This is a genomic window from Rhodococcus sp. NPDC059179, from assembly GCF_042754885.1.
Taxonomy (GTDB): domain Bacteria; phylum Actinomycetota; class Actinomycetes; order Mycobacteriales; family Mycobacteriaceae; genus Rhodococcus_G.
The window spans coordinates 246,591-272,027 of sequence record NZ_JBHZBV010000004.1; the positions used below are offsets into that span (position 1 = coordinate 246,591).

At 69.8% G+C, this 25,437-nt stretch carries 26 protein-coding genes; 10 read left to right on the plus strand and 16 right to left on the minus strand.

Annotated features, from left to right (window positions below):
• From octT to ACFXMV_RS11705, 7 genes are all read right to left on the minus strand, one after another.
• A complete protein-coding gene (octT, locus tag ACFXMV_RS11675) occupies positions 1 to 774 on the minus strand; it encodes a diglucosylglycerate octanoyltransferase (RefSeq protein ID WP_378503024.1) in 774 nt (257 codons plus the stop codon).
• Positions 764 to 1,432 carry a histidine phosphatase family protein gene (locus tag ACFXMV_RS11680; RefSeq protein ID WP_378499397.1) on the minus strand — a complete coding sequence of 223 codons (669 nt, stop codon included), beginning with the start codon at positions 1,430 to 1,432 and terminating at the stop codon, positions 764 to 766. Before ACFXMV_RS11680 ends, octT begins: the two co-directional genes overlap by 11 nt.
• Positions 1,429 to 1,863, minus strand: coding sequence for a ribosome silencing factor (gene rsfS, locus ACFXMV_RS11685; protein ID WP_378499396.1), 435 nt, complete (start codon positions 1,861 to 1,863; stop codon positions 1,429 to 1,431). The genes ACFXMV_RS11680 and rsfS overlap by 4 nt, the downstream gene beginning before the upstream one ends.
• On the minus strand, positions 1,863 to 2,537 hold the full coding sequence (gene nadD, locus ACFXMV_RS11690; RefSeq protein WP_378499395.1) for a nicotinate-nucleotide adenylyltransferase: 675 nt from the start codon (positions 2,535 to 2,537) through the stop codon (positions 1,863 to 1,865). The genes rsfS and nadD overlap by 1 nt, the downstream gene beginning before the upstream one ends.
• A 107-nt stretch (positions 2,538 to 2,644) precedes the next feature.
• Complete coding sequence (locus tag ACFXMV_RS11695; protein WP_378499394.1) at positions 2,645 to 4,087, minus strand: VWA domain-containing protein; 1,443 nt, start codon at positions 4,085 to 4,087, stop codon at positions 2,645 to 2,647.
• A gap of 31 nt (positions 4,088 to 4,118) precedes the next feature.
• On the minus strand, positions 4,119 to 4,997 hold the full coding sequence (locus tag ACFXMV_RS11700; protein WP_378499393.1) for an AAA family ATPase: 879 nt from the start codon (positions 4,995 to 4,997) through the stop codon (positions 4,119 to 4,121).
• Positions 4,998 to 5,045: 48 nt separating this feature from the next.
• Positions 5,046 to 6,338: a glutamate-5-semialdehyde dehydrogenase gene (locus tag ACFXMV_RS11705; protein ID WP_378499392.1), complete on the minus strand. Its 1,293-nt coding sequence runs from the start codon at positions 6,336 to 6,338 to the stop codon at positions 5,046 to 5,048.
• A gap of 71 nt (positions 6,339 to 6,409) precedes the next feature.
• Here ACFXMV_RS11705 and ACFXMV_RS11710 point away from each other — a divergent pair, with 71 nt between their 5' ends.
• Positions 6,410 to 7,804: an amino acid permease gene (locus ACFXMV_RS11710; RefSeq protein WP_378499391.1), complete on the plus strand. Its 1,395-nt coding sequence runs from the start codon at positions 6,410 to 6,412 to the stop codon at positions 7,802 to 7,804.
• A gap of 10 nt (positions 7,805 to 7,814) precedes the next feature.
• Here the strand turns inward: ACFXMV_RS11710 and folE are convergent, their stop codons facing one another.
• Positions 7,815 to 8,438, minus strand: a complete 624-nt coding sequence (gene folE, locus ACFXMV_RS11715; RefSeq protein ID WP_378499390.1) for a GTP cyclohydrolase I FolE — start codon at positions 8,436 to 8,438, stop codon at positions 7,815 to 7,817.
• On the minus strand, positions 8,435 to 8,869 hold the full coding sequence (locus tag ACFXMV_RS11720; RefSeq protein ID WP_378499389.1) for a hypothetical protein: 435 nt from the start codon (positions 8,867 to 8,869) through the stop codon (positions 8,435 to 8,437). The genes folE and ACFXMV_RS11720 overlap by 4 nt, the downstream gene beginning before the upstream one ends.
• Positions 8,870 to 8,956: 87 nt before the next feature.
• Here ACFXMV_RS11720 and ACFXMV_RS11725 point away from each other — a divergent pair, with 87 nt between their 5' ends.
• The 7 genes from ACFXMV_RS11725 (at position 8,957) to ACFXMV_RS11755 (ending at position 15,926) form a co-directional block, all read left to right on the plus strand.
• Positions 8,957 to 9,631, plus strand: coding sequence for a helix-turn-helix transcriptional regulator (locus ACFXMV_RS11725; protein WP_378499388.1), 675 nt, complete (start codon positions 8,957 to 8,959; stop codon positions 9,629 to 9,631).
• Between the two features lie 9 nt (positions 9,632 to 9,640).
• Positions 9,641 to 10,507: a ribokinase gene (locus tag ACFXMV_RS11730; RefSeq protein WP_378499387.1), complete on the plus strand. Its 867-nt coding sequence runs from the start codon at positions 9,641 to 9,643 to the stop codon at positions 10,505 to 10,507.
• A 34-nt stretch (positions 10,508 to 10,541) separates the two neighbouring features.
• Positions 10,542 to 12,650, plus strand: coding sequence for a DEAD/DEAH box helicase (locus tag ACFXMV_RS11735; protein ID WP_378499386.1), 2,109 nt, complete (start codon positions 10,542 to 10,544; stop codon positions 12,648 to 12,650).
• A 120-nt stretch (positions 12,651 to 12,770) separates the two neighbouring features.
• Positions 12,771 to 13,307 (plus strand): diaminobutyrate acetyltransferase, encoded by a 537-nt coding sequence (gene ectA / locus ACFXMV_RS11740; protein WP_378503025.1) that lies wholly within the window; start codon positions 12,771 to 12,773, stop codon positions 13,305 to 13,307.
• Positions 13,304 to 14,566: a diaminobutyrate--2-oxoglutarate transaminase gene (gene ectB, locus ACFXMV_RS11745; RefSeq protein WP_378499105.1), complete on the plus strand. Its 1,263-nt coding sequence runs from the start codon at positions 13,304 to 13,306 to the stop codon at positions 14,564 to 14,566. The genes ectA and ectB overlap by 4 nt, the downstream gene beginning before the upstream one ends.
• A 13-nt stretch (positions 14,567 to 14,579) precedes the next feature.
• Positions 14,580 to 14,978: an ectoine synthase gene (locus ACFXMV_RS11750; RefSeq protein WP_378499104.1), complete on the plus strand. Its 399-nt coding sequence runs from the start codon at positions 14,580 to 14,582 to the stop codon at positions 14,976 to 14,978.
• A gap of 24 nt (positions 14,979 to 15,002) precedes the next feature.
• Complete coding sequence (locus tag ACFXMV_RS11755) at positions 15,003 to 15,926, plus strand: D-isomer specific 2-hydroxyacid dehydrogenase family protein (protein WP_378503026.1); 924 nt, start codon at positions 15,003 to 15,005, stop codon at positions 15,924 to 15,926.
• A gap of 37 nt (positions 15,927 to 15,963) precedes the next feature.
• Here the strand turns inward: ACFXMV_RS11755 and ACFXMV_RS11760 are convergent, their stop codons facing one another.
• On the minus strand, positions 15,964 to 16,632 hold the full coding sequence (locus ACFXMV_RS11760) for a M23 family metallopeptidase (RefSeq protein WP_378499102.1): 669 nt from the start codon (positions 16,630 to 16,632) through the stop codon (positions 15,964 to 15,966).
• A gap of 850 nt (positions 16,633 to 17,482) precedes the next feature.
• On the minus strand, positions 17,483 to 17,656 hold the full coding sequence (locus ACFXMV_RS11765) for a hypothetical protein (protein ID WP_378499101.1): 174 nt from the start codon (positions 17,654 to 17,656) through the stop codon (positions 17,483 to 17,485).
• A 72-nt stretch (positions 17,657 to 17,728) separates the two neighbouring features.
• On the opposite strand from ACFXMV_RS11765, the gene ACFXMV_RS11770 reads away from it, so the two are divergent.
• The gene (locus ACFXMV_RS11770) at positions 17,729 to 17,896 is read left to right on the plus strand and encodes a hypothetical protein (RefSeq protein ID WP_378499100.1); all 168 of its coding nucleotides are present in this window, start codon (positions 17,729 to 17,731) and stop codon (positions 17,894 to 17,896) included.
• A gap of 40 nt (positions 17,897 to 17,936) precedes the next feature.
• Positions 17,937 to 18,782, plus strand: coding sequence for an NAD-dependent protein deacetylase (locus ACFXMV_RS11775; RefSeq protein WP_378499099.1), 846 nt, complete (start codon positions 17,937 to 17,939; stop codon positions 18,780 to 18,782).
• On the opposite strand, the gene proB is transcribed toward ACFXMV_RS11775, so the two are convergent.
• From proB to ACFXMV_RS11800, 5 genes are all read right to left on the minus strand, one after another.
• Positions 18,779 to 19,903 (minus strand): glutamate 5-kinase, encoded by a 1,125-nt coding sequence (gene proB, locus ACFXMV_RS11780; protein WP_378503027.1) that lies wholly within the window; start codon positions 19,901 to 19,903, stop codon positions 18,779 to 18,781. The two genes, ACFXMV_RS11775 and proB, sit on opposite strands and share 4 nt — an antisense overlap.
• Positions 19,900 to 21,360 (minus strand): GTPase ObgE, encoded by a 1,461-nt coding sequence (gene obgE / locus ACFXMV_RS11785; protein WP_378499098.1) that lies wholly within the window; start codon positions 21,358 to 21,360, stop codon positions 19,900 to 19,902. The genes proB and obgE overlap by 4 nt, the downstream gene beginning before the upstream one ends.
• 131 nt (positions 21,361 to 21,491) lie before the next feature.
• A complete protein-coding gene (gene rpmA, locus ACFXMV_RS11790; protein WP_005248077.1) occupies positions 21,492 to 21,755 on the minus strand; it encodes a 50S ribosomal protein L27 in 264 nt (87 codons plus the stop codon).
• Positions 21,756 to 21,783: 28 nt separating this feature from the next.
• Positions 21,784 to 22,095: a 50S ribosomal protein L21 gene (rplU, locus tag ACFXMV_RS11795; protein ID WP_378499097.1), complete on the minus strand. Its 312-nt coding sequence runs from the start codon at positions 22,093 to 22,095 to the stop codon at positions 21,784 to 21,786.
• Between the two features lie 208 nt (positions 22,096 to 22,303).
• Positions 22,304 to 25,318, minus strand: coding sequence for a translation initiation factor IF-2 N-terminal domain-containing protein (locus ACFXMV_RS11800; RefSeq protein ID WP_378499096.1), 3,015 nt, complete (start codon positions 25,316 to 25,318; stop codon positions 22,304 to 22,306).
• Positions 25,319 to 25,437: the final 119 nt, after the last annotated feature.

The window sequence follows — 25,437 nt, forward strand, 5'->3', positions numbered from 1 at the left end:
CTACCGTATGCCTTCCACCGCATTCAGGTCCGGATGCGCGGCGCGGATCGTGCTCAACATGGCCGCGGCGACCCGTTCGTGTCCCTCCCAGCCCCAGTGGATGCCGTCCGGGTTGCCGTGCTCCGAGAAGACGTTCTCGCGTACCGCATCGGCGAGGTCGACCAGCGGCACGTTCTTCTCGGCGCCCCATGCCTCGAGCGCACTGACGGCGCCCGGCCGGCCCGAATGCACCTTGCCGTAGGCATCACAATCGTGCACGGACGGCAGGGTGCCGATGACCGGGAGCTCGGGGCGCATGTATTCCAGTGCGTTCCTTGCACTCTCGAGATACTCGACGCTCAGTTTCGGCGGCAGCGCGACCGGCCAGCCCAGCGGCGCCAGACGTGGCTGCAGCCAGCCGTAGGCGGACCGGACCACGCGCCGCAGCGCGGGCGGCCGCAGGTACCGGATCTGCTCGCGCAGGGCGGTGGGCAGCGGCGACGGCAGCGAGTCCATCCCGCCGACGGCGAAGACCACGGCACCCGCGCGCGGCACGGTCGCCCACACCCGCGGGTCCTGGATCAGCGCCCAGTAGGCGTCGCGGCTCGTCCAGCCGATTCGCGCGACGAGTTCGACGTCCCAACCGAGTTCGGCGGCAACGATGTTCGGCCAGATCCGCGGGTGATCGGCTGGCAGCCCGCCCTTAGGACCGAAGTAGGACAGCGAATCGGCCAGCACCAACAGGACCGGCCGCCCGGAGTCGGCGGGGAGTTCGGCCGCGAGTTCAGAGGACATCGCTTGCCACCGTCGCCGAGGCGTTCCACACGTCGAGACGCCAGCTCGGCGCGTCGGGATCGCCGTGCCCGCTCAGCTGCACCCAACTGGTGTTGCCCAGGCCCCCGAACACCGCCCAGCGGTCGACGGGCAGATCCAGCAGCGCGGCGGTCAGGGCCGCGATCAGCCCGCCGTGCGCGACCAGCACGATCGGCTCATCGCCCCAGTGCTCCTGCCGGGCAACCAGTTCGGACACCACCGGCGTCGCGCGCCTGGCCACGTCGATCCGGCTCTCACCACCGGGTGGGGCCCAGCGGGCATCGGCGCGCCAGGCCACCCGCGCGCCCGGGTCCCGCTCGTCGACCTGGGAATGGGTGAGGCCCTGCCACTGACCGAGGTGTGTCTCGCGCAGCCGCTCGTCGAGCCCGACCTCGAGGCCTGCGTGCTCCCCCAACGCGGTCGCGGTGTCGCGGGCCCGTCGCAGGTCCGAGGACACGATGGAGATCGGGCGGCGATCGGCCAGCACCCGGGCCGCCGACTTCGCCTGGACCCGACCGAGTTCCGAGAGATCGGTGTCGAGCTGACCCTGCATCCGGTCGCCGGCGTTGTACTCGGTCTGGCCGTGCCGGAGCAGGATCAAGCGCCGGACGGACCGGCCGGCGGTGGGGCTTTCGCTCACTGAGCGGACTCCGGGTAGTCGGGGGACTCCACGGCCTCGTCCTCGGGGGTGCCCGCGATCCTCGAACGCGGCTCGATGCCGTCGACCGGGACCACCGGGCAGTCCTTCCACAGCCGCTCGAGGGCGTAGAAGTTCCGCTCCTCGGTGTGCTGCACGTGGACGACCATGTCGACGTAGTCGAGCAGCGCCCAGCGACCCTCGCGGGTGCCCTCCTTGCGGACCGGCTTGTGCCCGGCCTCGCGCAGCTTCTCCTCGACGTTGTCGACGATGGCGTTGACCTGACGCTCGTTCGGCGCGGACGCGATGACGAAACAGTCGGTGATGACGAGCTGCTCGGAGACGTCGAGCACCACCACATCGGTCGCCAGTTTCTCGTCTGCTGCCAGCGCCGCGATTCGCGACATTTCGATGGCTTCGGCGGATGCGCTCACTACGTGTTCTCCCGGTTCTGCGGATGGGTACTGATCTTGTGCGGTGCCGGTTGCGACACGGTGACGGCGCCGTCTAGGCGCTCGGAATCGTGCGGTCGGTACAGATTGCGTTTCGAGATGTACTGCACGACCCCGTCGGGCACCAGGTACCAGACGGGACGGTTCTCGGCGGCCCTGCGCCTGCACTCGGTCGAGGAGATCGCCAGGGCGGGGACCTCGATCAGGGTGAGCGCGTCCTTCGGGTGCCCCACCAGGTGCTCGGCCAGGTGTCCGACGCCGAGCTCGAAGCCCGGGCGGCTCACGCCGACGAACTTCGCGAGATCGAACAGTTCCTCCCAATCCTGCCAGGACAGGATGCTCTCCAGCGCGTCCGCGCCGGTGATGAAGAACAGTTCGGCGTCGGGATGCTGGCGGCGCAGGTCACGGAGGGTGTCGACGGTGTAGGTGGCCTTCTCGCGGTCCACGTCCACCCGGCTGACCGAGAAACTCGGGTTCGAGGCCGTCGCGATGACGGTCATCAGGTAGCGGTCCTCGGCCGGGCTGACGCTGCGGGCGGCCTTCTGCCACGGCTGCCCGGTGGGAACGAAGATCACCTCGTCGAGCGCGAACCGGGCCGCGACCTCGCTGGCCGCGACCAGGTGGCCGTGATGGATCGGATCGAAGGTGCCGCCCATCACACCGAGGCGACGCGGTCGCCGAGCCGCTCCTGCCCCCACGGTTCCTGGTTCCTGCTGCACGAGTGTCGAGCTTACTGTCTGCCGCTCCGCTCCCCGTGCACCGCTCACACGGGGAGCAGCCCCGCGACCACCGCGGCGAGCTGCTGAGCCGATCGGCACTCGTGCATTGTCACCGCGTCCGCGTACACCCAGGCAGCCGAGTCGCCGCTGCCCCACTGTCCGCGCGGCTCCGGGTTGAGCCAGTGCGTGTGCTTTGCGATCGCCGCCAGACGGGTCAGTGCGGCCAGGTTCGGATCCCGGTAGTTGTTGCGGGCGTCGCCGAGGATCAGCAGCGAGCTCTTGCTGGTCAGGCTGTGCGCGAACCGTTCCGCGAACACCCCGAGCGCGTTGCCGTAGTCGGAGTGTCCGTCGTAGGTGATCAGTTCCGCCTCGCGGAGCATCCGGGACATCGCCGCGCCCAGGTCCGCGCCCGAATCGAAGAACCGGGTGACCTCGTCGGTGGTGTCGATGAACGCGAAGACCCGAACCCGGGAGAACTGCTCGCGCAGCGCATGCACCAGCAGCAGGGTGAAGTTGCTGAAGCCCGCCACCGATCCCGACACGTCGCACAGCACCACCAGCTCCGGCCGGGCGGGCCTCGGCTTGCGCTGCACGAGATCGATCGGCACTCCGCCGGTGGACATCGACTTGCGCAGCGTCTTGCGCAGGTCGATCGCGCCCGCCCGGCTGCGCTTGCGTCTGGCGGCGAGCCTGCTGGCCAGCTTGCGCGCCAGCGGGGTGACGCTGCGGCGCAACGCGACGAGCTCGGAGTCCGACGCCCGCAGGAAATCGACCTCCTCGGCCAGCTTCGGGACCCCGTAGGTGGCCACCCGTTCCTTGCCGAGCTGCTCGGCGGAGCGGCGGCGGGTCTCGGCCTCGACCATCTTGCGGAAGTCCGCGATCCGCTGCGCCGCGGTGCGCTTGGCGACCTCGGTGGCGTAGTCGCCGTCCGGGTGCTCCCCGTCGATGCTGTTCCCGATCAGGCCGTCGAGGATCCGGGACAGCAGCTGTTCCGGTGCCACGTCCCGCAGCGCCTGATAGGCGGAGAACGACGGCCCCTTGGAGGACTCGTACTTGCCGAGCTCCTCGACCATCTGCGCGGTGAGCAGCTCGGTCAGCGCCAGCGACTCCGGCGATCCGTCGGCGAGCAGCCCCGCGATCATCTCGCGCAGGGCGTCGTAATCCACCTCGCCGTCCGGGGTGCGCGGCACCGACACCTCGGCGCCGCCGTCCGCCCGCAAGCCAACCCCGGCGGGGAACCAGAGGTCGAACAGGGCGTCAAAGGTCGCGCGGTGGGTTGGCCTGCGCAGCAGCGAACAAGCCAGGCCCTCGCGCAGCGACTCCCGATCCAGCAGGTCGAGGACCGCCATCACCCGGCCCGCGTCGACGGTCTCCGATGGTCCGACCGCGATCCCCCGCTTGCGCAGCGCCTCGACGAAGTCGACGAGATGACCGGGCAACCCGTGCGGCGACGCGAGGGCACCGGGTGTGTGGGGCGTTGCGGCCACGTCGGGTTCCGTCCTCTCGGTTCGCCAGGAGCTAGTTCAGCCGCAGCTCGGCCGCGGCCCGCTGCTGGTCGGACTGGTGCTTGAGGATCACGCCCATCGTGGCGCGCACGGCGTCGTCGTCGAGGGTGTCCATGCCGAGCGCGAGCAGCGTGCGACCCCAGTCGATCGTCTCGGCGACCGACGGCAGCTTCTTGAGCTGCATGCCGCGCAGCACCCGGATGGTGCGGACCAGCTGCTCGGCGACCGCCTCCGGCAGCTCGGGCACCCGGCTCGCCAGGATCCGGCGCTCGAGCTCGGCGTCGGGAAAGTCGAGGTGCAGGAACAGGCAGCGACGCTTGAGCGCCTCGGACAGTTCGCGGGTGGCGTTCGAGGTGAGCACCGCGAACGGCTTGCGGGTCGCGACGATGGTGCCCAGTTCGGGGACGGTCACCGCGAAGTCGCTGAGCACCTCGAGCAGCAGTCCCTCGATCTCGACGTCCGCCTTGTCGACCTCGTCGATCAGCAGCACGGTGGGGTCCTCGCGCCGGATCGCGGTGAGCAGCGGCCGCGGCAGCAGGAACTCCTCGGAGAACACGTCCTGCTTGGTCGAATCCCAATTGTCGCTGCCGGCCTGGATGCGCAGGATCTGCTTGGCGTGGTTCCACTCGTACAGCGCGCGGGACTCGTCCACCCCCTCGTAGCACTGCAGGCGCACCAGCTCCGCGTCCGAGACCTGCGCGACCGCCCGGGCCAGCTCGGTCTTGCCGACGCCCGCGGGCCCCTCGATGAGCAGCGGCTTGCCGAGGCGGTCGGCGAGGAACACCGCGGTGGCGGTGGCCTTGTCGGAGAGGTAGCCGGTCTCGGCGAGCCGGGTGATCACCTCATCGACGCTCGCGAAGATCGGCGGCGTCGTCGGAAGTGCGCGGTCCACACTCGCTCCTTGTACTCGTCTGTGTCGGTCGGTCCTGCGGGGCTGGTCCTACACCGGTCGGGTGTGCCCGTCGCCCCAGACGGTCCACTTGGTGGAGGTCAGCTCGGGCAGGCCCATCGGCCCGCGGGCGTGCAGCTTCTGCGTGGAGATGCCGATCTCCGCGCCGAACCCGAACTGCTCACCGTCGGTGAACGCGGTGGAGGCGTTGACCATCACCGCGGCCGCGTCGACGCGGGCGGTGAACGCACGGGCGGCGGCCAGGTCGGCCGTCACGATGGCCTCGGTGTGCCCGGTGCCGTAGCGATTGATGTGGTCGATCGCGTCGTCGATCCCGTCGACCACCTTCAGCGCGACGTCGAGCGAGAGGTACTCCTCGGCCCAGTCGGCCTCGGTGGCGGGAACCTGCCCGGGCAGGTCGCCGTGGATGATCACGCCCTGCGACTGCAGTGCCTGGGTCACGGCGGGCACCGCGGTCTCCGCGATGGCCCGGTCGATGAGGACGGTCTCGGCGGTGTTGCACACGCTCGGGCGGCGGGTCTTGGAGTTCAGCACGATCTTGACGGCCATCGGGAGGTCGGCCGCGGCGTGCACGTACACGTGGCAGTTGCCGACGCCCGTCTCGATGGTGGGCACTGTCGCGTCGCGGACGACGGCGTTGATCAGTCCCGCGCCGCCGCGCGGGATGACCACGTCCACCAGGCCGCGGGCCTGGATCAGGTGCGTCACGCTGGAGCGGTCCTCGCTGGAGAGCAGCTGCACGGCGTCGGCGGGCAGGCCCTGTGCGGTGAGCGACGCGCGCAGCACCTCGACCAGCGCGGCGTTGGAGTGCACGGCCGAGGACGAGCCGCGCAGCAGCGCCGCGTTCCCGGACTTCAGCGCGAGGCCGAACGCGTCGACGGTGACGTTCGGGCGGGCCTCGTACACCATGCCGATCACGCCGAGCGGCACCCGCACCTGCCGAATCTCCAGGCCGTTTGGCAGCGTCGCGCCGAGCACCACTTCGCCGACCGGGTCCGCGAGGCCTGCCACCTGGCGCAGGCCAGCGGCAATGCCCCCGACCCGCTCGGCGGTCAGGCGCAGCCGGTCGAGCAGGCTCTCGTCGGTGCCTGCCGCCCTGGCGGCCTCGATGTCGGCGGCGTTGGCGGCGAGCACCGCATCGGTCGCGGCGAGCACGGCGTCGGCCGCCGAGTTCAGGGCCGTGTTCTTCGCCGCGGTCGTGAGCTGGGCCAGCACCCGGGACGCCACGCGGGCGCGGCGGGCGGCCTCGTGCACGGCCTCGCGGGCACCGTCATCGCCCTGGGCAGCGCCGTTTGTCTCCACCATCTTGCTCACCGCGGTCATGAGTACAGGGTAGCGACCGGTCGGGCGCATAATCGTTCCGCCCAAGTAGTTAACAGAGGAAACGACGTCCCATGATCCAGCCCCACACCGAGGCGCTCATCGAGGAACCGTCCGAGGGCTATAGCCGCGGACTGAATTCTCGGACCATCCAGATGATCGCGCTCGGCGGCGCCATCGGCACCGGCCTGTTCTACGGCGCGGGCGGCGCGATCGAGGACGCCGGGCCGTCGCTGATCCTGGCCTATCTCGCGGCGGGGCTGGTGATCTTCGTGATCATGCGCGCGCTGGGCGAACTGCTCAGCTACCGACCCGTCTCGGGCAGCTTCGCCGAGTATGCGGAGGAGTTCCTCGGCCACTTCTTCGGCTTCGTCACCGGCTGGACGTACTGGGCGGTGTGGGTGGCCACCTGCATGGCCGAGATCACCGTGGCGGGCAAATACGTCGAGTTCTGGTGGCCGTCCGTGCCGACCTGGCTGACCGCGCTGGTGGTGCTGATCGTGCTGTTCGGCGCCAACCTGATCTCGGTCAAGTTGTTCGGGGAGGCCGAATTCTGGTTCGCCGCAATCAAGATCACCGCGATCCTCGGCATGATCCTGATCGGCATCGGCGTGCTCACCCTCGGCTTCGGTCACGCCACCAACCCGACGGTGACCAACCTGTGGGCGGACGGCGGGGTGTTCCCCAACGGATTCGGGGCCTCGCTGATGAGCCTGCAGATCGTGATGTTCGCGTACGTCGGTGTCGAGCTGGTCGGCGTGACCGCGGGCGAGGCGAAGAACCCGAGGCAGACCCTGCGGAAGGCGATCAACACGCTGCCGTTCCGGATCGGCCTGTTCTACATCGGCTCGCTGGTGGTGATCCTCTCGGTGGCGAGCTGGCGCGATTTCCACGCGGGCGTGAGCCCCTTCGTGGAGGTGCTGCAGCAGATCGGCATCCCCGCGGCGGCCGGGATCATGAACTTCGTGCTGCTGACCGCGGCGCTGTCCTCGTGCAACTCGGGCATCTACTCCACTGGCCGGATGCTGCGGAGCCTGTCGCTGCGCCGCGAGGCACCGGCGGCGCTCGGCGCGCTGAGCAAGCGGGCGGTCCCGTTCGCAGGCATCACCCTGTCCGCCGCGGCGATGGTGATCGGGGTGATCGTCAACATCGTCTCGCCCGACCGCGCGTTCCTCTACGTCACCTCGGTGTCCACGGTAGGCATCATCTTCGTCTGGGGCACCATCCTCGTCTGCCACCTCAGGTACCGGTCCGCGGTCCGCGCCGGCCTGCTGCCCGCCGCGGACTACCGGCTGCCAGGGGCGCCGGTCACCAACTGGCTCGCCCTCGCGTTCCTCGCGATGGTCGTGGTGCTGCTCTTCTTCACCTCCACCGGACGGATCGCGTTGGTGGTCGGCGCCGTGTTCGGGGCCGCGGTGTGCGGCGGGTACGCACTGCTCAACGCCCGGCGCCGAGCCGAAGGGCTCTGAGCGACGCGGGTCATCCGCGAATCAGGTCGAGGAACTCGCGACGAGCCGCGGGATCGGCGCGCAGGGTGCCCCGAACCGCCGAGGTGACCGTCCGGGTGCCTGCCGCCTGCACTCCCCTCATCGACATGCACATGTGCTCCGCCTCGATCACGACGCCGACCCCGCGCGGGTCCAGGTGCTCCGAGAGCCAGTCCGCCACCTGCATGGTGAGCCGCTCTTGCACCTGGAGGTCGCGCGCGAACAGCTCGACCACACGGGCGAGCTTCGACAGCCCGAGGATCCGCCCGCCGGGCAGGTAGCCGACGTGCGCGACGCCGCGGAATGGCAGTAGGTGGTGCTCGCACAGGGACGTCATCGGGATGTCGCGGGCCAGGACGAGCTCGTCGTAGCCGGCGTCGTTGGGAAACGTCGTCAGGTCGAAATCCCGGGGCGTGAGCAGTTCCTCGTACGACGCGGCCACCCTCCTCGGCGTATCTGACAGGTGGTCGCCGTCCGGGTCCCGCCCCAGGGCCCGCAGCAGGTCGCCCACCGCACGCTCGGCCGCGGGCAGGTCGACGGCCGGCCGCAGACGGCCGGCTCGGACCTGTGTCGTCGGGCGCACCACCGTCGCCAGTGCGTCGACCGACGCGCTCATCGGGACGCCCGGGCGGGAGCGGCGTACTTGACGGCCAGTCGCGCGAGTGCGATCGCGCCGACCATCAACCCGAAGTCCCGCAGCGCGACGTCGTAGTAGCCGGACAGCGTCAGAAGGTTGACGATGATCCCCGCCAGCCAGGCGGCGACGAGCCACGCACCGAATCTCGGTACCACCGCGACGGCGATGCCCGCGATCACCTCGATCACACCGACGACGTACATCCCCTGCTGCGCGGTCCCCGGCAGGATTCCGTCGATCCACGGCGCCAGGTACTGCGGCCAGTCGGTGAGCAGATTCGTGAACTTGTCCAGGCCGAACAGGATCGGCGCCACCGTGAAGACCGTGCGCAGAGCCAGGAAGGCCTGATAGCCGGGGTCGGCGAGCCGGGCCGAAACACCGCTCACCTGGCCCGTCGAGTCGATAGACATGACTTCCTCCTTCTAAAATCAATGTAGATTGACTATAGAACTCCGAGCAGAATTTCGTCAACGGCGATTGGTTTTACAATGGCGAGCATGGATCCGGCCAAGCACTCGGACATCTCGGCCGTCTCGTCACTCGACGAACCGGCCCGTCGACGGCTGTACGACTTCGTCCGCAGGCACCCGGAGCCCGTGAGTCGCGATCAGGCCGCCGAGGCGCTCGGGCTCGCGCGCCAGACCGCCGCGTTCCACCTCGACAAGCTGGTCGACGAGGACCTGTTGACGGTCGCGTTCGCGCGGCGAAGCGGGCGAACCGGCCCGGGTGCGGGCCGCCCAGCCAAGCTGTACCGGCGCTCCGACCGCGAGGTGGCGGTCCAGCTCCCCGAACGCTCCTACGAGCTCGCCGGGCAACTGCTCGCCCAGGCCATCGACGACGCCGAACGCACGGGAGAATCGCCACGCACCACCCTCGGCCTGCGGGCGAAGGACCTCGGCCTCGCCCTCGGTGCCGATGCCGGGCCGACCGACGACGAGATCGTCGCGGCGCTCGAGCGGTGCGGCTACGAACCGCGCCAGGAGGGCGACGACATCGCCCTGGTGAACTGCCCCTTCCACACCCTCGCCGAGCAGCACACCGAGATGGTGTGCGGCATGAACCTCGAGCTGATCGGTGGGCTGCTCGCCGGCGCCGAATGCGTCGGCCGCCGCGCACGCCTGGCCCCCGCGGACGGGTACTGCTGCGTCCGGATCGAGCCCACACCCGACTAGTCTCGGCCCATGCCAGCTCCCCGGATCACCGTCCTCGGCAGCATCAACATGGACCTGGTCACGACGACGCCGCGATTGCCCGCGCCCGGCGAGACCATCCTCGGCCACACCTTCTCCACCGGGCCAGGCGGCAAGGGCTCCAATCAGGCGATCGCCGCCGCCCGCGCAGGCGCCGCGGTGCGGTTCCTGGGCGCGGTCGGCGACGACGCCTTCTCGGCAGAGCTGCGCGCCGCCCTGGTCGGCGCGGGGGTGGACACCGCGCTGCTGCGCGAGGCCCCTGGGCCGAGCGGGGTCGCGCTCATCTCGGTCGACGACTCGGGCGAGAACTCCATCATCGTCGTCGGCGGCGCGAATTCATCGGTGGCCGGGCTCACCGACGACGAGCTGGCCGCGATCGCGGGCGCCGACGTGCTGCTGGCCCAGCTGGAGCTGCCCCTCACCGTCGTCACGGCAGGCGCTCGGCACGCGCGCGCGAACGGGACCACCGTGATCCTCAACCCGTCACCGGTGCGGCCGCTTCCTGACGGGCTGCTCGAGTGCGTCGACGTGCTCATCGTCAACCAGACCGAGGCCACGCAGCTCGGCACCGCGACCCTGGACCGGGCGGCCCACGTCGTCACCACCCTCGGCGCGCGCGGCGCCACCGCGCGCGGTCACGGCGGCGTGGTGCTGCGAGCCGAGCCGCCGGTCGTCGAGGTCGTGGACACCACAGGGGCGGGCGACGCCTTTGCGGGCACTCTCGCCGCGTCCTGGCACCTCGGGATGGGCGTCGCGCTGGCGCGGGCCTGTGCGGCTGGGGCGCTCGCCACCACCAGGCACGGCGCGGGTTCGTCGCCGACCAGCGCCGAGGTGGACGCGGTCCTCGGGCGACGGTGACCCGATGTCGTAGCCGTCGGGCACCATGGACGCCATGACCACAGCCACGGAGCCCGCAGCCCTAGACCTTCGTGCCGACGCGGAACGGTTGCTGCGCGAGCTCGCCGGACCCGACGCCACGCTGCGCGAGGACCAGTGGACGGCGATCGAGGCGCTGGTGGTGCAGCGTAAACGCGCGCTGGTGGTGCAGCGGACCGGCTGGGGCAAGTCCGCTGTGTACTTCATCTCCGCCAAGCTGCTGCGGGCACGCGGGCACGGACCCACCGTCATCGTCTCCCCCCTGCTGGCCCTGATGCGCAACCAGGTCGCCTCCGCCGAACGCGCCGGGGTCCGCGCCGCGACGATCAACTCCGGCAACGTCACCGAGTGGGACGAGATCCACGCCGCCATCGCGGACGGCACGGTCGACGTGCTGCTGGTCAGCCCGGAGCGGCTGAACAATCCCGACTTCCGCGACCAGGTGCTGCCCTCGCTCGCCGCGGACGCGGGCCTGGTCGTGGTCGACGAAGCGCATTGCGTCTCCGACTGGGGCCACGACTTCCGTCCGGACTACCGACGGATCCGCACCCTGATCGGCGAGCTCGGCGAGGGCATCCCCGTGCTGGCCACCACCGCGACGGCGAACGACCGGGTGGTCGCCGACGTCTCCGCCCAGCTCGGGGTCGGCGGGTCAGAGACCCTGGTGCTGCGCGGCGGCCTCGAACGGGAGTCGCTGCGGCTGTCGGTTGTGCACATCGACGAGGCGAGCAAGCGCGCCGCCTGGCTCGGCCAGCAGCTCGATCGCCTGCCCGGCTCCGGCATCATCTACACCCTCACCGTGTCCGCGGCCCGCGACCTGGCCGGGTTGCTCGCCGAGCAGGGCCACCAGGTGGCCGCCTACACCGGTCAGACCGACCCGGCCGAACGCGAGAGCCTCGAGGCCGACCTGCTCGGCAACCGGGTCAAGGCCCTGGTCGCGACGTCGGCGCTCGGGATGGGTTTCGACAAGCCAGACCTCGGTTTCGTCGTCCACCTCGGAGCGCCCTCCTCGCCGATCTCCTACTACCAGCAGGTCGGCCGCGCAGGCCGCTCCACCGACCGCGCCGAGGTGGTGCTGCTGCCCGGGTTCGAGGACCGGCAGATCTGGAGCTATTTCGCCAGCGTCGCCTTCCCGCGCGAGCATCTGGTGCGCAAGGTGATCGAGGTGCTCGACCCCGAGCGACCGCAGTCCACCCAGGCGCTCGAACCGCTGGTCGAACTCAGCCGGAATCGGTTGGAGATGGTGCTCAAGGTGCTCGACGTGGACGGTGCCGTGAAGCGCGTTCGCGGCGGTTGGATCAGCACCGGGCAGCCGTGGGAGTACGACGCGCAGCGCTACGAGCGGCTCGAGCAGGCCCGCGAGTCCGAGCAACAGGCGATGGTCGAGTACCAGCGAACACCGATGTGCCGCATGGAGTTCCTGCGCCGTCAGCTCGACGACCCCGGTCTGACCGCGGACCCGCAGCCGTGCGGGCGCTGCGACAACTGCGCAGGCCCCGCGCACACCGCCGAGGTGGACGACGAGGCCATCGCGCGGGCGCGGGCCCGACTGGACCGGCCCGGCGTCGACCTGGCACCGCGCAAGCAGTGGCCCACCGGCCTCGCCAAGCTCGGTGTCCCGTTGTCCGGCAAGATCACCGACGGCCCCGAGACGGGCCGGGTGCTCGGCCGCCTGTCCGACCTCGGCTGGGGCCAGCGCCTGCGCGCGCTGTTCGACGAGCCCGACGCGCCGGTGCCGGACGCGATCGTCGACGCCTGCGTCAAGGTGCTCGCCGCCTGGGACTGGCGGCAGCGGCCGACCGCGGTGATGGCCCTCGAATCGGCGACCCGCCCGCAGTTGGTCTCGTCGCTGGGCGATCGGCTCGCGCAGGTCGGCAGGCTCCGCAACCTCGGCACCCTCGCCCGGAACCCCGAGCGCCCACCGGTGTCCGCGGCCAACTCCGCCTATCGCGTCGCCGGACTCGCTGGGGCCTGGCTGGCACCGGATCTCGGCGGCGCCGACGGCCCGATCCTGCTGCTCGACGACCTCGCCGACACCGGCTGGACGCTCACCATGGCGGCCCGCGAACTCCGCGCGGCAGGGGCTCCGGCCGTCCTGCCTTTTGCCCTGGCGAGCGTCAACTGAGCACGCCGATGTGACGAGCATCACTTAGCAGTGCTCACCAGTGCGGGAGCATGATTCTTCCGCCGTCATCGGTGGAGGCAGCTGAAATCCATTGCCCCCATTGTTACGTTCGTTCGACAGATGACACCCGTTACAAAGAGCGCGACCCCAACCACCGCTCCCGGAGCGGTGACGACAAGGCAGCCCGATATCGATGACGCCGTGCGCATGTGGGAGATTGCCCGCGATTCGCAGGTGCTCGATCTGAATTCAAGCTATTCATACCTGTTGTGGTGCAGGGATTTTCGTGACACGTCGGTGGTAGCGGAGCAGGACGGCCGCGTCGGCGGCTTCGTCACCGGGTTCGTCCGGCCTGCAGATCCCCGGACGGTTTTCGTCTGGCAGGTGGCCGTCGACGAATCGCTGCGCGGCCGCGGCGTCGCGGCAACGATGCTCAGCGACCTGCTCGATCACCTCGCCTACCAGGGCGTCACCAGGCTCGAGACCACGATCAGTCCGGACAACGCCGCATCCAAGGCCCTGTTCACCTCGCTGGCGCGGATGCGATACGCCGCAATCACGAGTCGAAAACTGTTCACCAACAATCATTTTCCCGACCAGCACGAATCCGAAGAGCTCTACATCATCGGCGATGACAACACCGGAGGAGAGCAATGACCACCCTGGAAGACACCAGTATCTTTGCCACACTCGAGTCCGAGGTCCGCAGCTACAGCCGGAACTGGCCGACCGTGTTCAGTTCCGCGTCAGGTTCCTGGATGCGGGCCGAGGACGGCCGCGACTACCTCGACTTCTTCGCGGGCGCGGGTGCGCTCAACTACGGCCACAACAATCCGGCGCTCAAGCAGGCCCTGGTCGACTACATCGTCGGCGACGGCATCACCCACAGCCTCGACATGTCGACCGTGGCGAAGCGGCGGTTCCTCGAGACCTTCCAGCGATACATCCTCGAGCCGCGCGGACTCGACTACAAGGTCCAGTTCCCCGGCCCGACCGGCGCGAACACCGTCGAGGCCGCACTCAAACTGGCCAGAAAGGTCACCGGCCGCGAGTCGATCATCAACTTCACCAACGCTTTTCACGGCATGACCCTGGGCGCCCTTTCGGTCACCGGCAACTCCATGAAGCGTGCGGGGGCTGGGGTTCCGCTGGTCCACGCCACCCCGATGCCCTTCGACAACTACTTCGACGGCGCCACCGAGGATTTCCACTGGTTCGAGCGGGTACTCGACGATTCCGGCAGCGGGCTGAACCGCCCCGCCGCCGTCATCGTGGAGACCGTACAGGGCGAGGGCGGGGTGAATGTCGCACGGCCCGAGTGGCTGCGCGCGCTCGCCGAACTCTGCAGGAGCCGCGACATCCTGCTCATCGTCGACGACGTCCAGATGGGCTGCGGGCGTACCGGTCCGTTCTTCTCCTTCGAGGTCGCGGGCATCACGCCCGACATCGTCACGCTGTCCAAGTCGATCGGCGGATACGGCCTGCCGATGGCCCTGACCCTGATGCGGCCCGAGCTCGATGTGTGGGCACCCGGCGAGCACAACGGCACCTTCCGCGGCAACAACCCCGCGTTCGTGACCGCGACCGCCGCGATCGAGCAGTACTGGACCGACGATGCGCTGGCGCGCTCCACCGCCGCGAAGGGCAAACGCATCTCGCAGATCTTCGCCAACCTGTCGGACCGGTTCGACGGGGTCAGTACCCGGGGCCGCGGGATGGTCCAGGGCCTGGTGTTCGACGATCCGGGCCGGGCCGTCAAGGTGTGCGGGCTCGCCTTCGACGAGGGCCTGCTCGCCGAGACCTCCGGTCCGTCCGACGAGGTGGTGAAGCTTCTGCCGCCGCTGACCATCACCGAGGCCGAACTCGACCACGGCCTGAGCATTCTCGCCGAGGCCACCGCCAAAGTCTGCGCCTGAGGAGGGCCCGAAGATGATCGTCCGCACCACCGAAGAGATCACCGGCACCGAGCGCGACATCACCAGCGCCGACGGGAACTGGCGCAGCAAGCGCATCGTGCTCGGCGCGGATCGCGTCGGATTCTCGTTCCACGAGACCACCATTCGGGCCGGGTCGGTCAACGAGTTCCATTACGCCAACCACATCGAGGCGGTCTGGCTGATCGAGGGCGACGGCATCCTCACCGACCTGGACAACGGCGTCGTCCATCAACTCGGGCCCGGCTCGATGTACCTGCTGGACGGCCACGAGCGGCACCGGGTGGAGCCGGTCACGCAGATGCGCATGCTGTGCGTGTTCAACCCCCCGGTCACCGGTCGCGAGGTCCACGACGAGAATGGCGTCTATCCGCTGATCGAGGTCCCCGGCTGACGGGGACCGCCCGAGGAGACAGTCATGACGCCAGTGCCCATCGCCCTCGGCCCCCACGCCGATCCCCTGTTGATGGAGGCCCTCGTGCGGGGCGGGGGCGAGTGGGCGCCGATGGTCGACGCCCAGGCGCTGGTCTGGGCGGCGGAGCCCGACCGGTTCCCCGACGACCTGCCGGAGTCGATCCGCTGGGTGCAGCTGTACTCCGCGGGCGTCGAGGACTGGTTCGGTGCCGGGATCATCCAGCGGAATCCGGGTGTCGTGTTCACCTCGGCCGCGGGGGCGTTCTCGGCCAGCGTCGCCGAGCACGCCCTCGCGATGCTGCTGGCGGGTGTCCGGGCGCTGCCCGAGCAGCTCGCCGCCACCACCTGGCGCCAACAGGAGTTCTTCGGCAAGGTCGGGACGCTGCGCGGGAGCCGGGTCGGAATCCTCGGCGCCGGCGGGATCGGGCGCGCGCTGATCCCGATGCTGACCGCCGTCGGCGCCGCCGTCGTCGCGGTGAACCGTTCCGGCACACCGGTTCCCGGCGCCGACGCCACCCTGTCGGCAGACCGCACCGACGAGATGTGGGGCCAGATCGACCATGTGGTGATCGCGGCCCCCGCGACCGTCGACACCCGTCACCTCGTCGGCGCCGAACAGTTGCGCCGCCTGGGACCGCGGTCGTGGGTGATCAACGTCGCCCGCGGCTCGCTCGTCGACACCGACGCCCTGGTGACTGCCCTGCGGGACAACAAGATCGGCGGCGCGGGGCTCGATGTCACCGACCCGGAGCCACTGCCCGACGGGCATCCGCTATGGATGCTGCCGAACGCGATCATCACCCCGCACTGCTCGAACCCGCCCGCGGTCCGGCCGCCCGCGTTCGCCGACCACGTCGCGACGAACGTGCGACGCTTCGTGGCCGGCGAGGAACTACTGGCCGTGATCGACCCGGTCGCCGGCTACTGATCCGCGGGGCCGGCATCCTGGAGGGAAGCGAACACCGCTAGTCGACGCCCCAGGTCGCCGAGACACCGCGGTCGCGCAGCCACTGGCTCGGGTTGAGCCGGTTACCGTTGGCGTCCCACACCTCGAAGTGCAGGTGCGGGCCGGTCGACTGGCCTCGGTTGCCGACGGTGGCGATCTGCTGGCCTGCGGCGACGCGCTGGCCGACGTGGACGACGAACTCGTTGATGTGGCCGTACACGGTGACGGCGCCGTCGTCATGCCGCACCCGCACCCATAGTCCGAAGCCGGAAGCCGGTCCGGCAGAGACGATCTCGCCGTCGGCCGCGGAGGAGATCGGGGTTCCGATCGGGGCCGCGATGTCGATACCGCCGTGGTGCGCGCCCCAGCGTGGGCCGTAACCAGAGCTCAACGTGCCGGAGACCGGTTGAACGGTGCCGGCCCTGAGCGGGGCGGAGCTGCCGGTATTCATCGGCCCCGCGACGGACGTCGGCGGGGCGGTCAAGAGGTCGGGCACCTCGATCGCGGGAACCTGGATGCCGGCGGGCAGCAGGCCCGGCGGGATCTCGAGCGCTCGGGCAGACGCCGCCGAGGCGCCGAACTGCGCGCCGCCGATCAGGGTGGCGCCGGTCGCAGCGGCGACGGCCGCAATCTTCAGGCGGCTGGTGATTGAACTAGAACGATCTTCCGTCCTGCGGTGCTTGGCCACAGTTCTTACCTCATCTTCGTTGGCTAGGCCCGCGCTCCTGAGATTCGCGGCCTCGGTCCCCCCGCCGAGGACGAAAGTAACAAAACGATATCGATGCTCGCAATGTGTTCAAATCGTTTCTTTGAATATGATCTTGACTGGATATGCCCACGTCAGAGCGCTTCCATCGCCCCACGGCAGATAACGGAATGTGAATTGGGGCCGCAACCGCAGTCGTGCAGGCCGCATCGTCCAATGGGCACACCGGGGCCGGAAAACCGCCAGCGACCTGCCCATTCGCCGTCCCCGGGCGGGGAACGGCGGAACCCGCGAGGACGAAGCCCCGGAGGCCGTCGCGACGGATCGGACTCCCCCGCTTGGATCGAGAGGATGCACCCCGCGCGTGGTCACGGGGCCACAGAAAGTGGGTCCCACTCAGCGGGAGCAGTGATCAGAACCTGTGCGGGCGGTGCCCCGGTCACCGATCCGGCCTGAATGGCTACGTGAGCCAGAAAACAGGTATTCCCCCGGGTGATTCGACCGATGCCCCGCAGCCCACGGCCGGACAAGATATGACCTGCCACACACCGTGAACCCGACCGCCGAATACGTATGACCACAAAGGAACGAGAACCATGACCGCCAACACCTACCCCACGGTCGAGACCATCCGATTCGGCCCCCACGGTGATCAATGCCGCTACTGCGGACAGATCGTCAACAAGGACCGCGACTGCTACCGGCACACCACGACAGGACAGGACCGATGCGATCCCTCGATCCGGTCATCGTATGAAACTCGCCTGTCTGACAGGCTGATTCGAAGCTAGTCGCGATGCAAGCACATCACTCGAGCCCGATGCCACAAACGCTACTGAGCCCCTGACTCCGCGTCCGGAGTGACGGCGGGCTTCGCCGGCGACAGCCGGATCACGCCCGCGTCCAGGTCGAGTTCGATGCGCGGCTGATATGTCTGCCCGCCACCGTCCTCGCTTCCGTCGTTCTCCAGCTTCTTCCCTGGGAACAGCTCACCGAAAACACCCATGCGATCGACCGTACTCGCGACCCGCCGGTTCCACTCGATCCGCAGGGTCGTTCCGCGGGGCTAGAGTCAGACATGTCGAAATTCAGCGAGAAGGTGAAGTCGCTCTTCAGCAGGCGCAAGCCCGTCACCACTGAGGACGCCGCGGATATCGCAGACTGGGTGAACGAGGGCGGTGCGCTGCACCCCGACGGACCACCGAAGGTCGTCGACGAACCGCAGCGCAAGCCAGGGACCGACTGACCAGCCGTCGCTCTCGGGTCGCCGGGTTAGCCTGGATGCCATGTCCGCTCCCCCACTCGACAACGCGCTGGAGGATCTCGACCGTCTGGTCGACATGATCGACGGCCGCCGGGTGGTCGCGCTGACCGGCGCGGGGATGTCCACCGACTCGGGCATCCCGGACTACCGGGGTCCCGATTCCCCGCCGCGCACCCCGATGACCTTTCAGCAGTTCATGGGCGACGCCGCGTTTCGCAGGCACTATTGGGCCCGCAACCACCTCGGCTGGCGGTACATGGATGCGTCCCGGCCCAACGCAGGTCACCGCGCGCTCGCCAGGCTGGAACGGGCGGGCGTGGTCCGCGGCGTCCTCACCCAGAACGTGGACCTGCTGCACACCAAGGCGGGCAGCCGAAACGTGATCGACCTGCACGGCAGCTACGCCCAGGTGCGGTGCATGGGGTGCGAAACCCGCATCTCTCGGTTCACCCTCGCGCAACGCCTCGACGCCGCAAATCCCGGGTTCGCCGAATCCGTCTCCGCGGCAACGGGAGTCGAGATCGCTCCGGATGCCGATGCGGTGATCGAGGAGACCGCGCACTTCCGGATGGTTGGCTGCGAACGCTGCGGCGGGATCCTCAAGCCGGACATCGTCTACTTCGGCGAGAGCGTCCCGAAGCAGCGGGTCGAGGCGGCCTTCGACATGGTCGCCGACTGCGACCTGTTGCTGGTGCTCGGGTCCTCGCTGACCGTCATGTCGGGTCTGCGCTTCGTGCGCCGCGCAGCCAAGACCGCCATCCCCGTCGCGATCGTCAACCGCGGTCCGACCAGGGGCGACGAGTACGCCACCATCAAGCTCGAGGGCGGCTGCTCGCAGACCCTCGAGGCCCTGCCCACCGGCCGCTAGAGCGGGACCAGGTCGTCGGCGTGCACCACGGGCCGCTGCAGCTCGGACGGCAGCTCGACCGTGGACCGGCCCAGCATCTCGCCGAGCTCGGTCGAGTCGTACGCCACCACACCGCGCGCGACGGGCGAACCGTCGGGCCCGAACAGTGACACCACGTCCCCGCCGTAGAACCGCCCGTCGACGCCGGTGATCCCCGCGGGCAGCAGCGACCGCCGCCGGTCCACCACGGCCCGCACGGCCCCGGCATCCAGATGCAGCCCTCCCCGGGTGTCGGCGGCGTGGCGCACCCAGAACTTGCGCGCGGACATCCGGGTCGGCCGCGCCGCGAAGGCGGTCCCGACGCCCGCGCCCGCGAGCGCGTCGGCTGCCTCGGTGGCGGCGGCCAGCAACACCGGCACCCCCGAGTCCGCCGCGAGCCGGGCCGCGGACAGCTTGGAGGCCATGCCGCCGGTGCCCAGCGCTCCGCCGGACCCGGCGACCACGCCGTCGAGGTCCTCAGGGCTGGTCACCTCCGGGATCAGGGTCGCGCCGCCCTTGCGGGGGTCACCGTCGTACAGGCCGTCGACATCGGAGAGCAGCACCAGCGCGTCCGCCCCGACCAGGTGTGCGACCAGCGCGGCGAGCCGGTCGTTGTCCCCGAACCGCAGCTCGGTGGTGGCGACAGTGTCGTTCTCGTTGACGATCGCGACGGCGCCGAGGGCGCGCAGCCGGTCGAGGGTGCTCTGCGCGTTGCGGTGCTGGGTCCGCCGGGCGATGTCGTCGGCGGTGAGCAGCACCTGCCCGACGGTTCGGCCGAACCGTGCGAAGGAGGTCCCCCAGGCGTGCGCGAGCGCCAGCTGCCCGACGCTCGCCGCGGCCTGCTTGGTGGCGAGATCCCTTGGCCGCTTGGTCAACCCGAGCGGGGCGATGCCTGCCCCGACCGCGCCGGAGGACACCACCACGACGTCCGAGCCCGCCCGCATCCTCGCCTCGATCGCGTCCGCGAGGGCGTTCAGCGCACTCAGGTCGATGCCCGATTCCATGCTGGTGAGCGCGGAGGACCCGATCTTCACGACCACGCTGCGCGCAGCGGCGATGGTGGCGCGCGTCTCCGAGAGCGCGCCACCTAGCTCGGTGCTCACTGCTCTTCGGGATCCAGGCCCTCGAGGCCCCGCCGGATCCGGTGCGCATGCTTGCGCTCGGAGGCGCCGATGCGCTCCACCTGATCGAGTCGCGGGTCGGTGCCGCGACCGGTGCGGGTCATGTCGATGCCCGCCGGGGTCTGCGGCTCCCATTCGAAGCTGACGTCGCCGATGGTGACGTAGCAGCCCGGCTCCGCGCCGTGCTTGACCAACGCGTCCTCGACGCCGAGCCGGGCGAGCCGGTCCGCGAGGTAGCCGACGGCCTCGTCGTTGTCGAATGCCGTCTGACGGATCCAGCGCTCGGGCCGCACGCCGCGGACGATGAAGCCGCCAGGGGTCTCGGGATCGGCGATGACGCTGAAGTCGCTCGCGTTGGAGGCGACCGGACGGATCACCTGACGCTTCGGCTCCGCCTTGGGATGCGCCTCGCGGTACTCCTCCACGAGCTTGGCGAGCGCGAAGGTCAACGGCCGCAGCCCTTCTCGGCTCACGGCCGAGATGGTGAACACGGGCCAGCCGCGCGCCTCGAACTCAGGGGTGACCATCTCGGCGAGCTCGGCCGCGTCGGGCACGTCCGCCTTGTTGAGGATCACGATGCGCGGCCGGTCGGCCAGGTCGCCGAGGCTCGCGTCGCCGGACAGGGCGGGCTTGTAGGCGGCCAACTCGGCCTCGAGCGCGTCGACGTCGGAGACCGGGTCACGGCCGGGTTCGAGGGTCGCGCAGTCCACCACGTGCGCCAGCACCGCGGTGCGTTCGATGTGGCGCAGGAAGTCGAGCCCCAGACCGCGTCCCTCGCTCGCGCCCGGAATCAGTCCCGGCACGTCCGCGACGGTGAAGGTGGTGTCGCCGCTGGAGACCACGCCGAGGTTCGGCACCAGCGTCGTGAACGGGTAGTCGGCGATCTTCGGCTTGGCTGCCGAGAGCACCGAGACCAGGGAGGACTTGCCCGCGGACGGGAAGCCGACCAGTCCGACGTCGGCCACCGACTTGAGCTCGAGGACGAGGTCGCGCGCAACGCCCTCCTCGCCGAGCAGCGCGAAGCCAGGCGCCTTGCGGGCCTTCGAGGCCAGTGCCGCGTTGCCCAGTCCGCCGCGGCCACCGGGGGCTGCGTCGAACCGGGTGCCCGTGCCGATCAGGTCGGCGAGGACATTGCCCTCGGAGTCGAGGACCACGGTGCCGTCGGGGACCTTGAGGATCAGATCCTGACCGTTCGCGCCCTCGCGGTTGCTGCCTGCGCCCTGCGTGCCGTTGCTCGCCTTGGCGTTCGGGTGGAAGTGGAAGTCCAGCAGGGTGTGCACGTTCTCGTCGACGACGAGCACCACGTCACCGCCGCGCCCGCCGTTGCCGCCGTCGGGCCCGCCGAGCGGCTTGAACTTCTCGCGGTGAACGGAGGCGCAACCATTGCCGCCTTTTCCGGCGCTGACGTGCAGCACCACGCGGTCAATGAATCGGGACATGACTGCCGGATCCCTTCCTCAGGGTGAAAAGCAAATAGGGGCGAGCAGGGTATGAGACCCTGGCCCGCCCCTACTGGGAGCTTAGAACTGTCATCGGTCACCGTGACGGTGACACGAGCGACGCAGCAGAATCAGGCCTCTGCGGCGGCCGGAACGATGTTGACAGTCTTACGTCCACGCTTGGTGCCGAACTCGACCGCACCAGCGGAGAGAGCGAACAGCGTGTCGTCGCCGCCACGGCCGACGTTCACGCCGGGGTGGAAGTGGGTTCCGCGCTGACGCACCAGGATCTCACCGGCGCTGACGGACTGGCCGCCGAAGCGCTTCACGCCGAGGCGCTGTGCGTTCGAATCGCGACCGTTACGGGAGCTGGATGCACCCTTCTTATGTGCCATGTCGAACCCTCCTGGGTACTAAAGCTGGTTACTTGATGCCGGTGACCTTGAGCACCGTCAGCTTCTGACGGTGGCCCTGGCGCTTGTGGTACCCGGTCTTGTTCTTGAACTTGTGGATGCGGATCTTCGGGCCCTTGGTGTGCTCGACGACCTCACCGGTGACCGAGACCTTGGCCAGCTTGACCGCATCGGTGGTCAGCTCGGAACCGTCGACGACGAGAACCGGGACCAGCGAGACAGCAGTGCCGGGCTCACCCTCGATCTTCTCGACCTTGACGAGGTCGCCGACAGCGACCTTGTACTGCTTTCCGCCGGTCTTGACGATCGCGTACGTTGCCATCGGAGGGCTACCCCTTGCTTCTTCGAACGTGCTCGCGCGGCTTGAGCCGCGCGACTGGTCTGGTGTGCTTGCTACCTCGGGTACGCCCGCCGCCGCCCTCGCGGGCGCAGCAGAGCGATATCGCCGGGTAGCGACCGGTCAAGGTTACGGGATGGAGAACCGTAGGGTCAAACTGGCGCCCCACGGATCCCGACCCGACCGGCCTCGGTCAGGCGTCGACGTCCGCCGGCGGTCCCGCCGGCCGTGCCGCAGCCCGTCGACGGGGCCTCCGAGCGGGTGCGGCGGGTGCGCCGTCCCCCTCGGCAGACACCGGCGCCGCGGCGGTCGGGGCGGCCTGCACCGTCTCGACCACGCTCGGCTCGACGACCTTCGGCTCGACGACCTTCTGCTCGACAGCCTTCTGCTCGACCGGTTCCGGAGCCGCGATCACGACCACGGTTCCGGCGTCGGCCGCCTCCTGCGACTCTGCGGCGGGGGCCGCGGAGGAACGGGACGCGCGTCGGGAACGGCGCCTGCCCTTCGCGGGGACCTCGGCGGGTTCGGGCGCCACGTCGGGCGTCGGCGCCGTCGCGACCTCCACGACCGGCTCCGACACGACCTCAGCGGCCGTCGGCTCCGACACGGCCTCGGCGGCCGAGGGCTCCGGCTGATGCTCGGCGGTGTCGTCGTCGTGGTGATGCGCCGCCATCGCGAGCGCCACCGGGTGGGCGCGCTTGACGGTCGCATCGACCTCGGCAGCGGGTGCCTGGCCGTTCTTGGGGGCGGCGGTCTCCGCGGCACCGGACTTGTCGCGTCCACGCTTCTTGCGGCCGCCTGACTCGCCCTTCGGCGCGCCCGCGCGGGCACCGTCGTCGCCGGAGCGCACCTCGACCGGTTCCGCGTGCACGATGATGCCGCGGCCGTGGCAGTGCTCACAGTTGGTGGAGAACGCCTCGACCAGACCGGTGCCCAGCTTCTTGCGGGTCATCTGGACCAGTCCGAGCGAGGTCACCTCGGACACCTGGTGCCGGGTGCGGTCGCGGCCGAGCGCCTCGGTGAGCCTGCGCAGGACGAGGTCCCGGTTCGACTCGAGCACCATGTCGATGAAGTCGACCACGATCATGCCGCCGATGTCGCGCAGCCGCATCTGGCGCACGATCTCCTCGGCCGCCTCCAGGTTGTTCCTGGTGACGGTCTCCTCGAGGTTGCCGCCCGCACCGGTGAACTTGCCGGTGTTGACGTCGACCACGGTCATGGCCTCGGTGCGGTCGATCACCAGGGTGCCGCCGGAGGGCAGCCACACCTTGCGGTCGAGCGCCTTCGCCAGCTGCTCGTCGATCCGCTTCGCCTCGAACACATCGGGGCCGCCGTTGCCCTCGTACTTCTCGACTCGCGGCAGCAGGTCCGGGGCGACGGTCTTGATGTAGGTCTCCACCGTCGACCAGGACTTCTCGCCCTCGATGACGATCTTCGCGAAGTCCTCGTTGAACAGGTCGCGGACGACCTTGACCAGCAGGTCGGGCTCCTCGTACAGGGCCTTCGGGTTGCTCCCCTTGCCCTTGTCCGCCGCCGCGGCCTGCTTCTCGATGTCGTCCCACTGAGACTGCAGGCGCTTGACGTCGCGGGCCAGCTCTTCCTCGCTCACGCCCTCGGACGCGGTGCGGATGATGACACCCGCCTCCGGCGGCACGATCTCGCGCAGGATCTCCTTGAGTCGCTTGCGCTCGGTGTCGGGCAGCTTGCGGCTGATGCCGGTGGAGCTGCCACCGGGCACATACACCAGGAATCGTCCGGCCAGGGAGATCTGCGTGGTCAGGCGGGCACCCTTGTGTCCGACCGGATCCTTGCTGACCTGGACCAGGACCTGGTCACCCGGCTTGAGTGCCTGCTCGATCTTGCGGCTGTTGCCACCGAGACCCGCGGCCTCCCAGTTGACCTCACCCGCGTACAGCACGCCGTTACGACCGCGGCCGATGTCGATGAACGCGGCCTCCATCGAGGGCAGCACGTTCTGGACGCGGCCGAGGTAGACGTTGCCGACCATCGACGCGGACGCCGAGCTGGTGACGAAGTGCTCGACGAGAATGCCGTCCTCGAGCACCGCGACCTGGGTCAGTCCTTCGGCGTGTGCGCCGGTCTTCTCCCGGACCACCATGACCCGGTCGACGGCCTCGCGGCGCGCCAGGAACTCGGATTCGGTGAGGATCGGCGGGCGGCGGCGACCGGCGTCGCGCCCGTCGCGGCGACGCTGACGCTTGGCCTCGAGTCGGGTGGACCCGGAGATGCCCTGGACCTCGTCCTTGACGCGGGCCTTGGTGCGCGGCTCGCGCTCGTGCACGACGGTGGTGACGCCGTCGTCCTCGGCGGCTGCCTCTCCGCCCTCGCCGCTGCCCTTGCGACGTCGGCGACGACGACGGCGACGGCTGGATCCGTCCCCGGTCTCCTCCGCCTCCTCCGACTCGGCTTCGGCCTCGGTCTCCGGCTCGGCGGACTCCGCCTGCTCGGCCGGCTCGGCGCCCTCGGTGGCGGCCTCGCCGCGCTCGGTCGCCTCGTCGGACTCGTTCTGCTCGTCGTCGGATGCCTGCTCGCCCCGCCCACGACCACGGCCGCGACGGCCGCGTCGACGACGACGGCTCTGCGATTCGGCTTCCTCGTCGGTCTCGACCTCGGCCTGCGCGACCTCCTCGGTCACGGAGGTGTCGGCCTCAGGGGCCTGTCGCTCCTCGTGCTCGACGACGGTGGTCACCTCGATGGGTGCGTCCTCGCTCGGGGCCGCGGCGCCGCGGCGTGCGCGACGACGTCGGGGCGCGGCCTCGGCGGCGGCGTCCGGCTGCAGGAACAGCGGCGCCTGGAACACGGGTGCGACGTCGGCGACGACGTGGTGCACCTCGGGCTCGATGTTGGTGAACAGCGACGCGGGGGCCGCCTCGGCGACGGCCTCGGTCGCGGCGACGGCCTCGGGCTCGGCCGGAACCTCGACCGCCGGAACCTCGGCGGCCGGCGCCTCGGTCGTCGGCTCCGCGGCAGGCGAGAGTGCGGCGTGCACCCGCTCGGCGAGCGCTCGGTCCACGCTGGACTGCGCGCTGCGCACCTCGGCGCCGAACTCGGCGACCTGCGCGAGCACCTGCTTGCTGGTCAGTCCCAGCAGCTTCGCCAGTGCGTGTACCCGAATCTTGTCCGGGAAGGTCGGCACCGCATTCGCTGCGGAAGTCTGTGAATTTTCGGGCGGCGCTTGATCGGCCACGTAGTCTCCTCGGACCCCCGGGCGCGTCCACCCAGAGTCGTACTGGGTGTGACGCGGCCACGCGAGGGCGCTGCTTGTGTACTCATACCGGTGGGCATGAGATTGTCTGGTCTCGCCCC

Bases quoted from the DNA above. Each gene is read 5' to 3' on its own strand.
- obgE (WP_378499098.1), bottom strand. From the start codon at position 21,360: ATGTCCCGATTCATTGACCGCGTGGTGCTGCACGTCAGCGCCGGAAAA.
- ectA (WP_378503025.1), top strand. From the start codon at position 12,771: ATGACACCCGTTACAAAGAGCGCGACCCCAACCACCGCTCCCGGAGCG.
- ACFXMV_RS11725 (WP_378499388.1), top strand. From the start codon at position 8,957: ATGGATCCGGCCAAGCACTCGGACATCTCGGCCGTCTCGTCACTCGAC.
- ACFXMV_RS11720 (WP_378499389.1), bottom strand. From the start codon at position 8,869: ATGTCTATCGACTCGACGGGCCAGGTGAGCGGTGTTTCGGCCCGGCTC.
- octT (WP_378503024.1), bottom strand. From the start codon at position 774: ATGTCCTCTGAACTCGCGGCCGAACTCCCCGCCGACTCCGGGCGGCCG.
- ACFXMV_RS11755 (WP_378503026.1), top strand. From the start codon at position 15,003: ATGACGCCAGTGCCCATCGCCCTCGGCCCCCACGCCGATCCCCTGTTG.
- rpmA (WP_005248077.1), bottom strand. From the start codon at position 21,755: ATGGCACATAAGAAGGGTGCATCCAGCTCCCGTAACGGTCGCGATTCG.
- ACFXMV_RS11750 (WP_378499104.1), top strand. From the start codon at position 14,580: ATGATCGTCCGCACCACCGAAGAGATCACCGGCACCGAGCGCGACATC.
- ACFXMV_RS11730 (WP_378499387.1), top strand. From the start codon at position 9,641: ATGCCAGCTCCCCGGATCACCGTCCTCGGCAGCATCAACATGGACCTG.
- ACFXMV_RS11705 (WP_378499392.1), bottom strand. From the start codon at position 6,338: ATGACCGCGGTGAGCAAGATGGTGGAGACAAACGGCGCTGCCCAGGGC.
- ectB (WP_378499105.1), top strand. From the start codon at position 13,304: ATGACCACCCTGGAAGACACCAGTATCTTTGCCACACTCGAGTCCGAG.
- nadD (WP_378499395.1), bottom strand. From the start codon at position 2,537: ATGGGCGGCACCTTCGATCCGATCCATCACGGCCACCTGGTCGCGGCC.
- rplU (WP_378499097.1), bottom strand. From the start codon at position 22,095: ATGGCAACGTACGCGATCGTCAAGACCGGCGGAAAGCAGTACAAGGTC.
- ACFXMV_RS11770 (WP_378499100.1), top strand. From the start codon at position 17,729: ATGTCGAAATTCAGCGAGAAGGTGAAGTCGCTCTTCAGCAGGCGCAAG.
- folE (WP_378499390.1), bottom strand. From the start codon at position 8,438: ATGAGCGCGTCGGTCGACGCACTGGCGACGGTGGTGCGCCCGACGACA.
- ACFXMV_RS11710 (WP_378499391.1), top strand. From the start codon at position 6,410: ATGATCCAGCCCCACACCGAGGCGCTCATCGAGGAACCGTCCGAGGGC.
- ACFXMV_RS11765 (WP_378499101.1), bottom strand. From the start codon at position 17,656: ATGGGTGTTTTCGGTGAGCTGTTCCCAGGGAAGAAGCTGGAGAACGAC.
- ACFXMV_RS11775 (WP_378499099.1), top strand. From the start codon at position 17,937: ATGTCCGCTCCCCCACTCGACAACGCGCTGGAGGATCTCGACCGTCTG.
- ACFXMV_RS11735 (WP_378499386.1), top strand. From the start codon at position 10,542: ATGACCACAGCCACGGAGCCCGCAGCCCTAGACCTTCGTGCCGACGCG.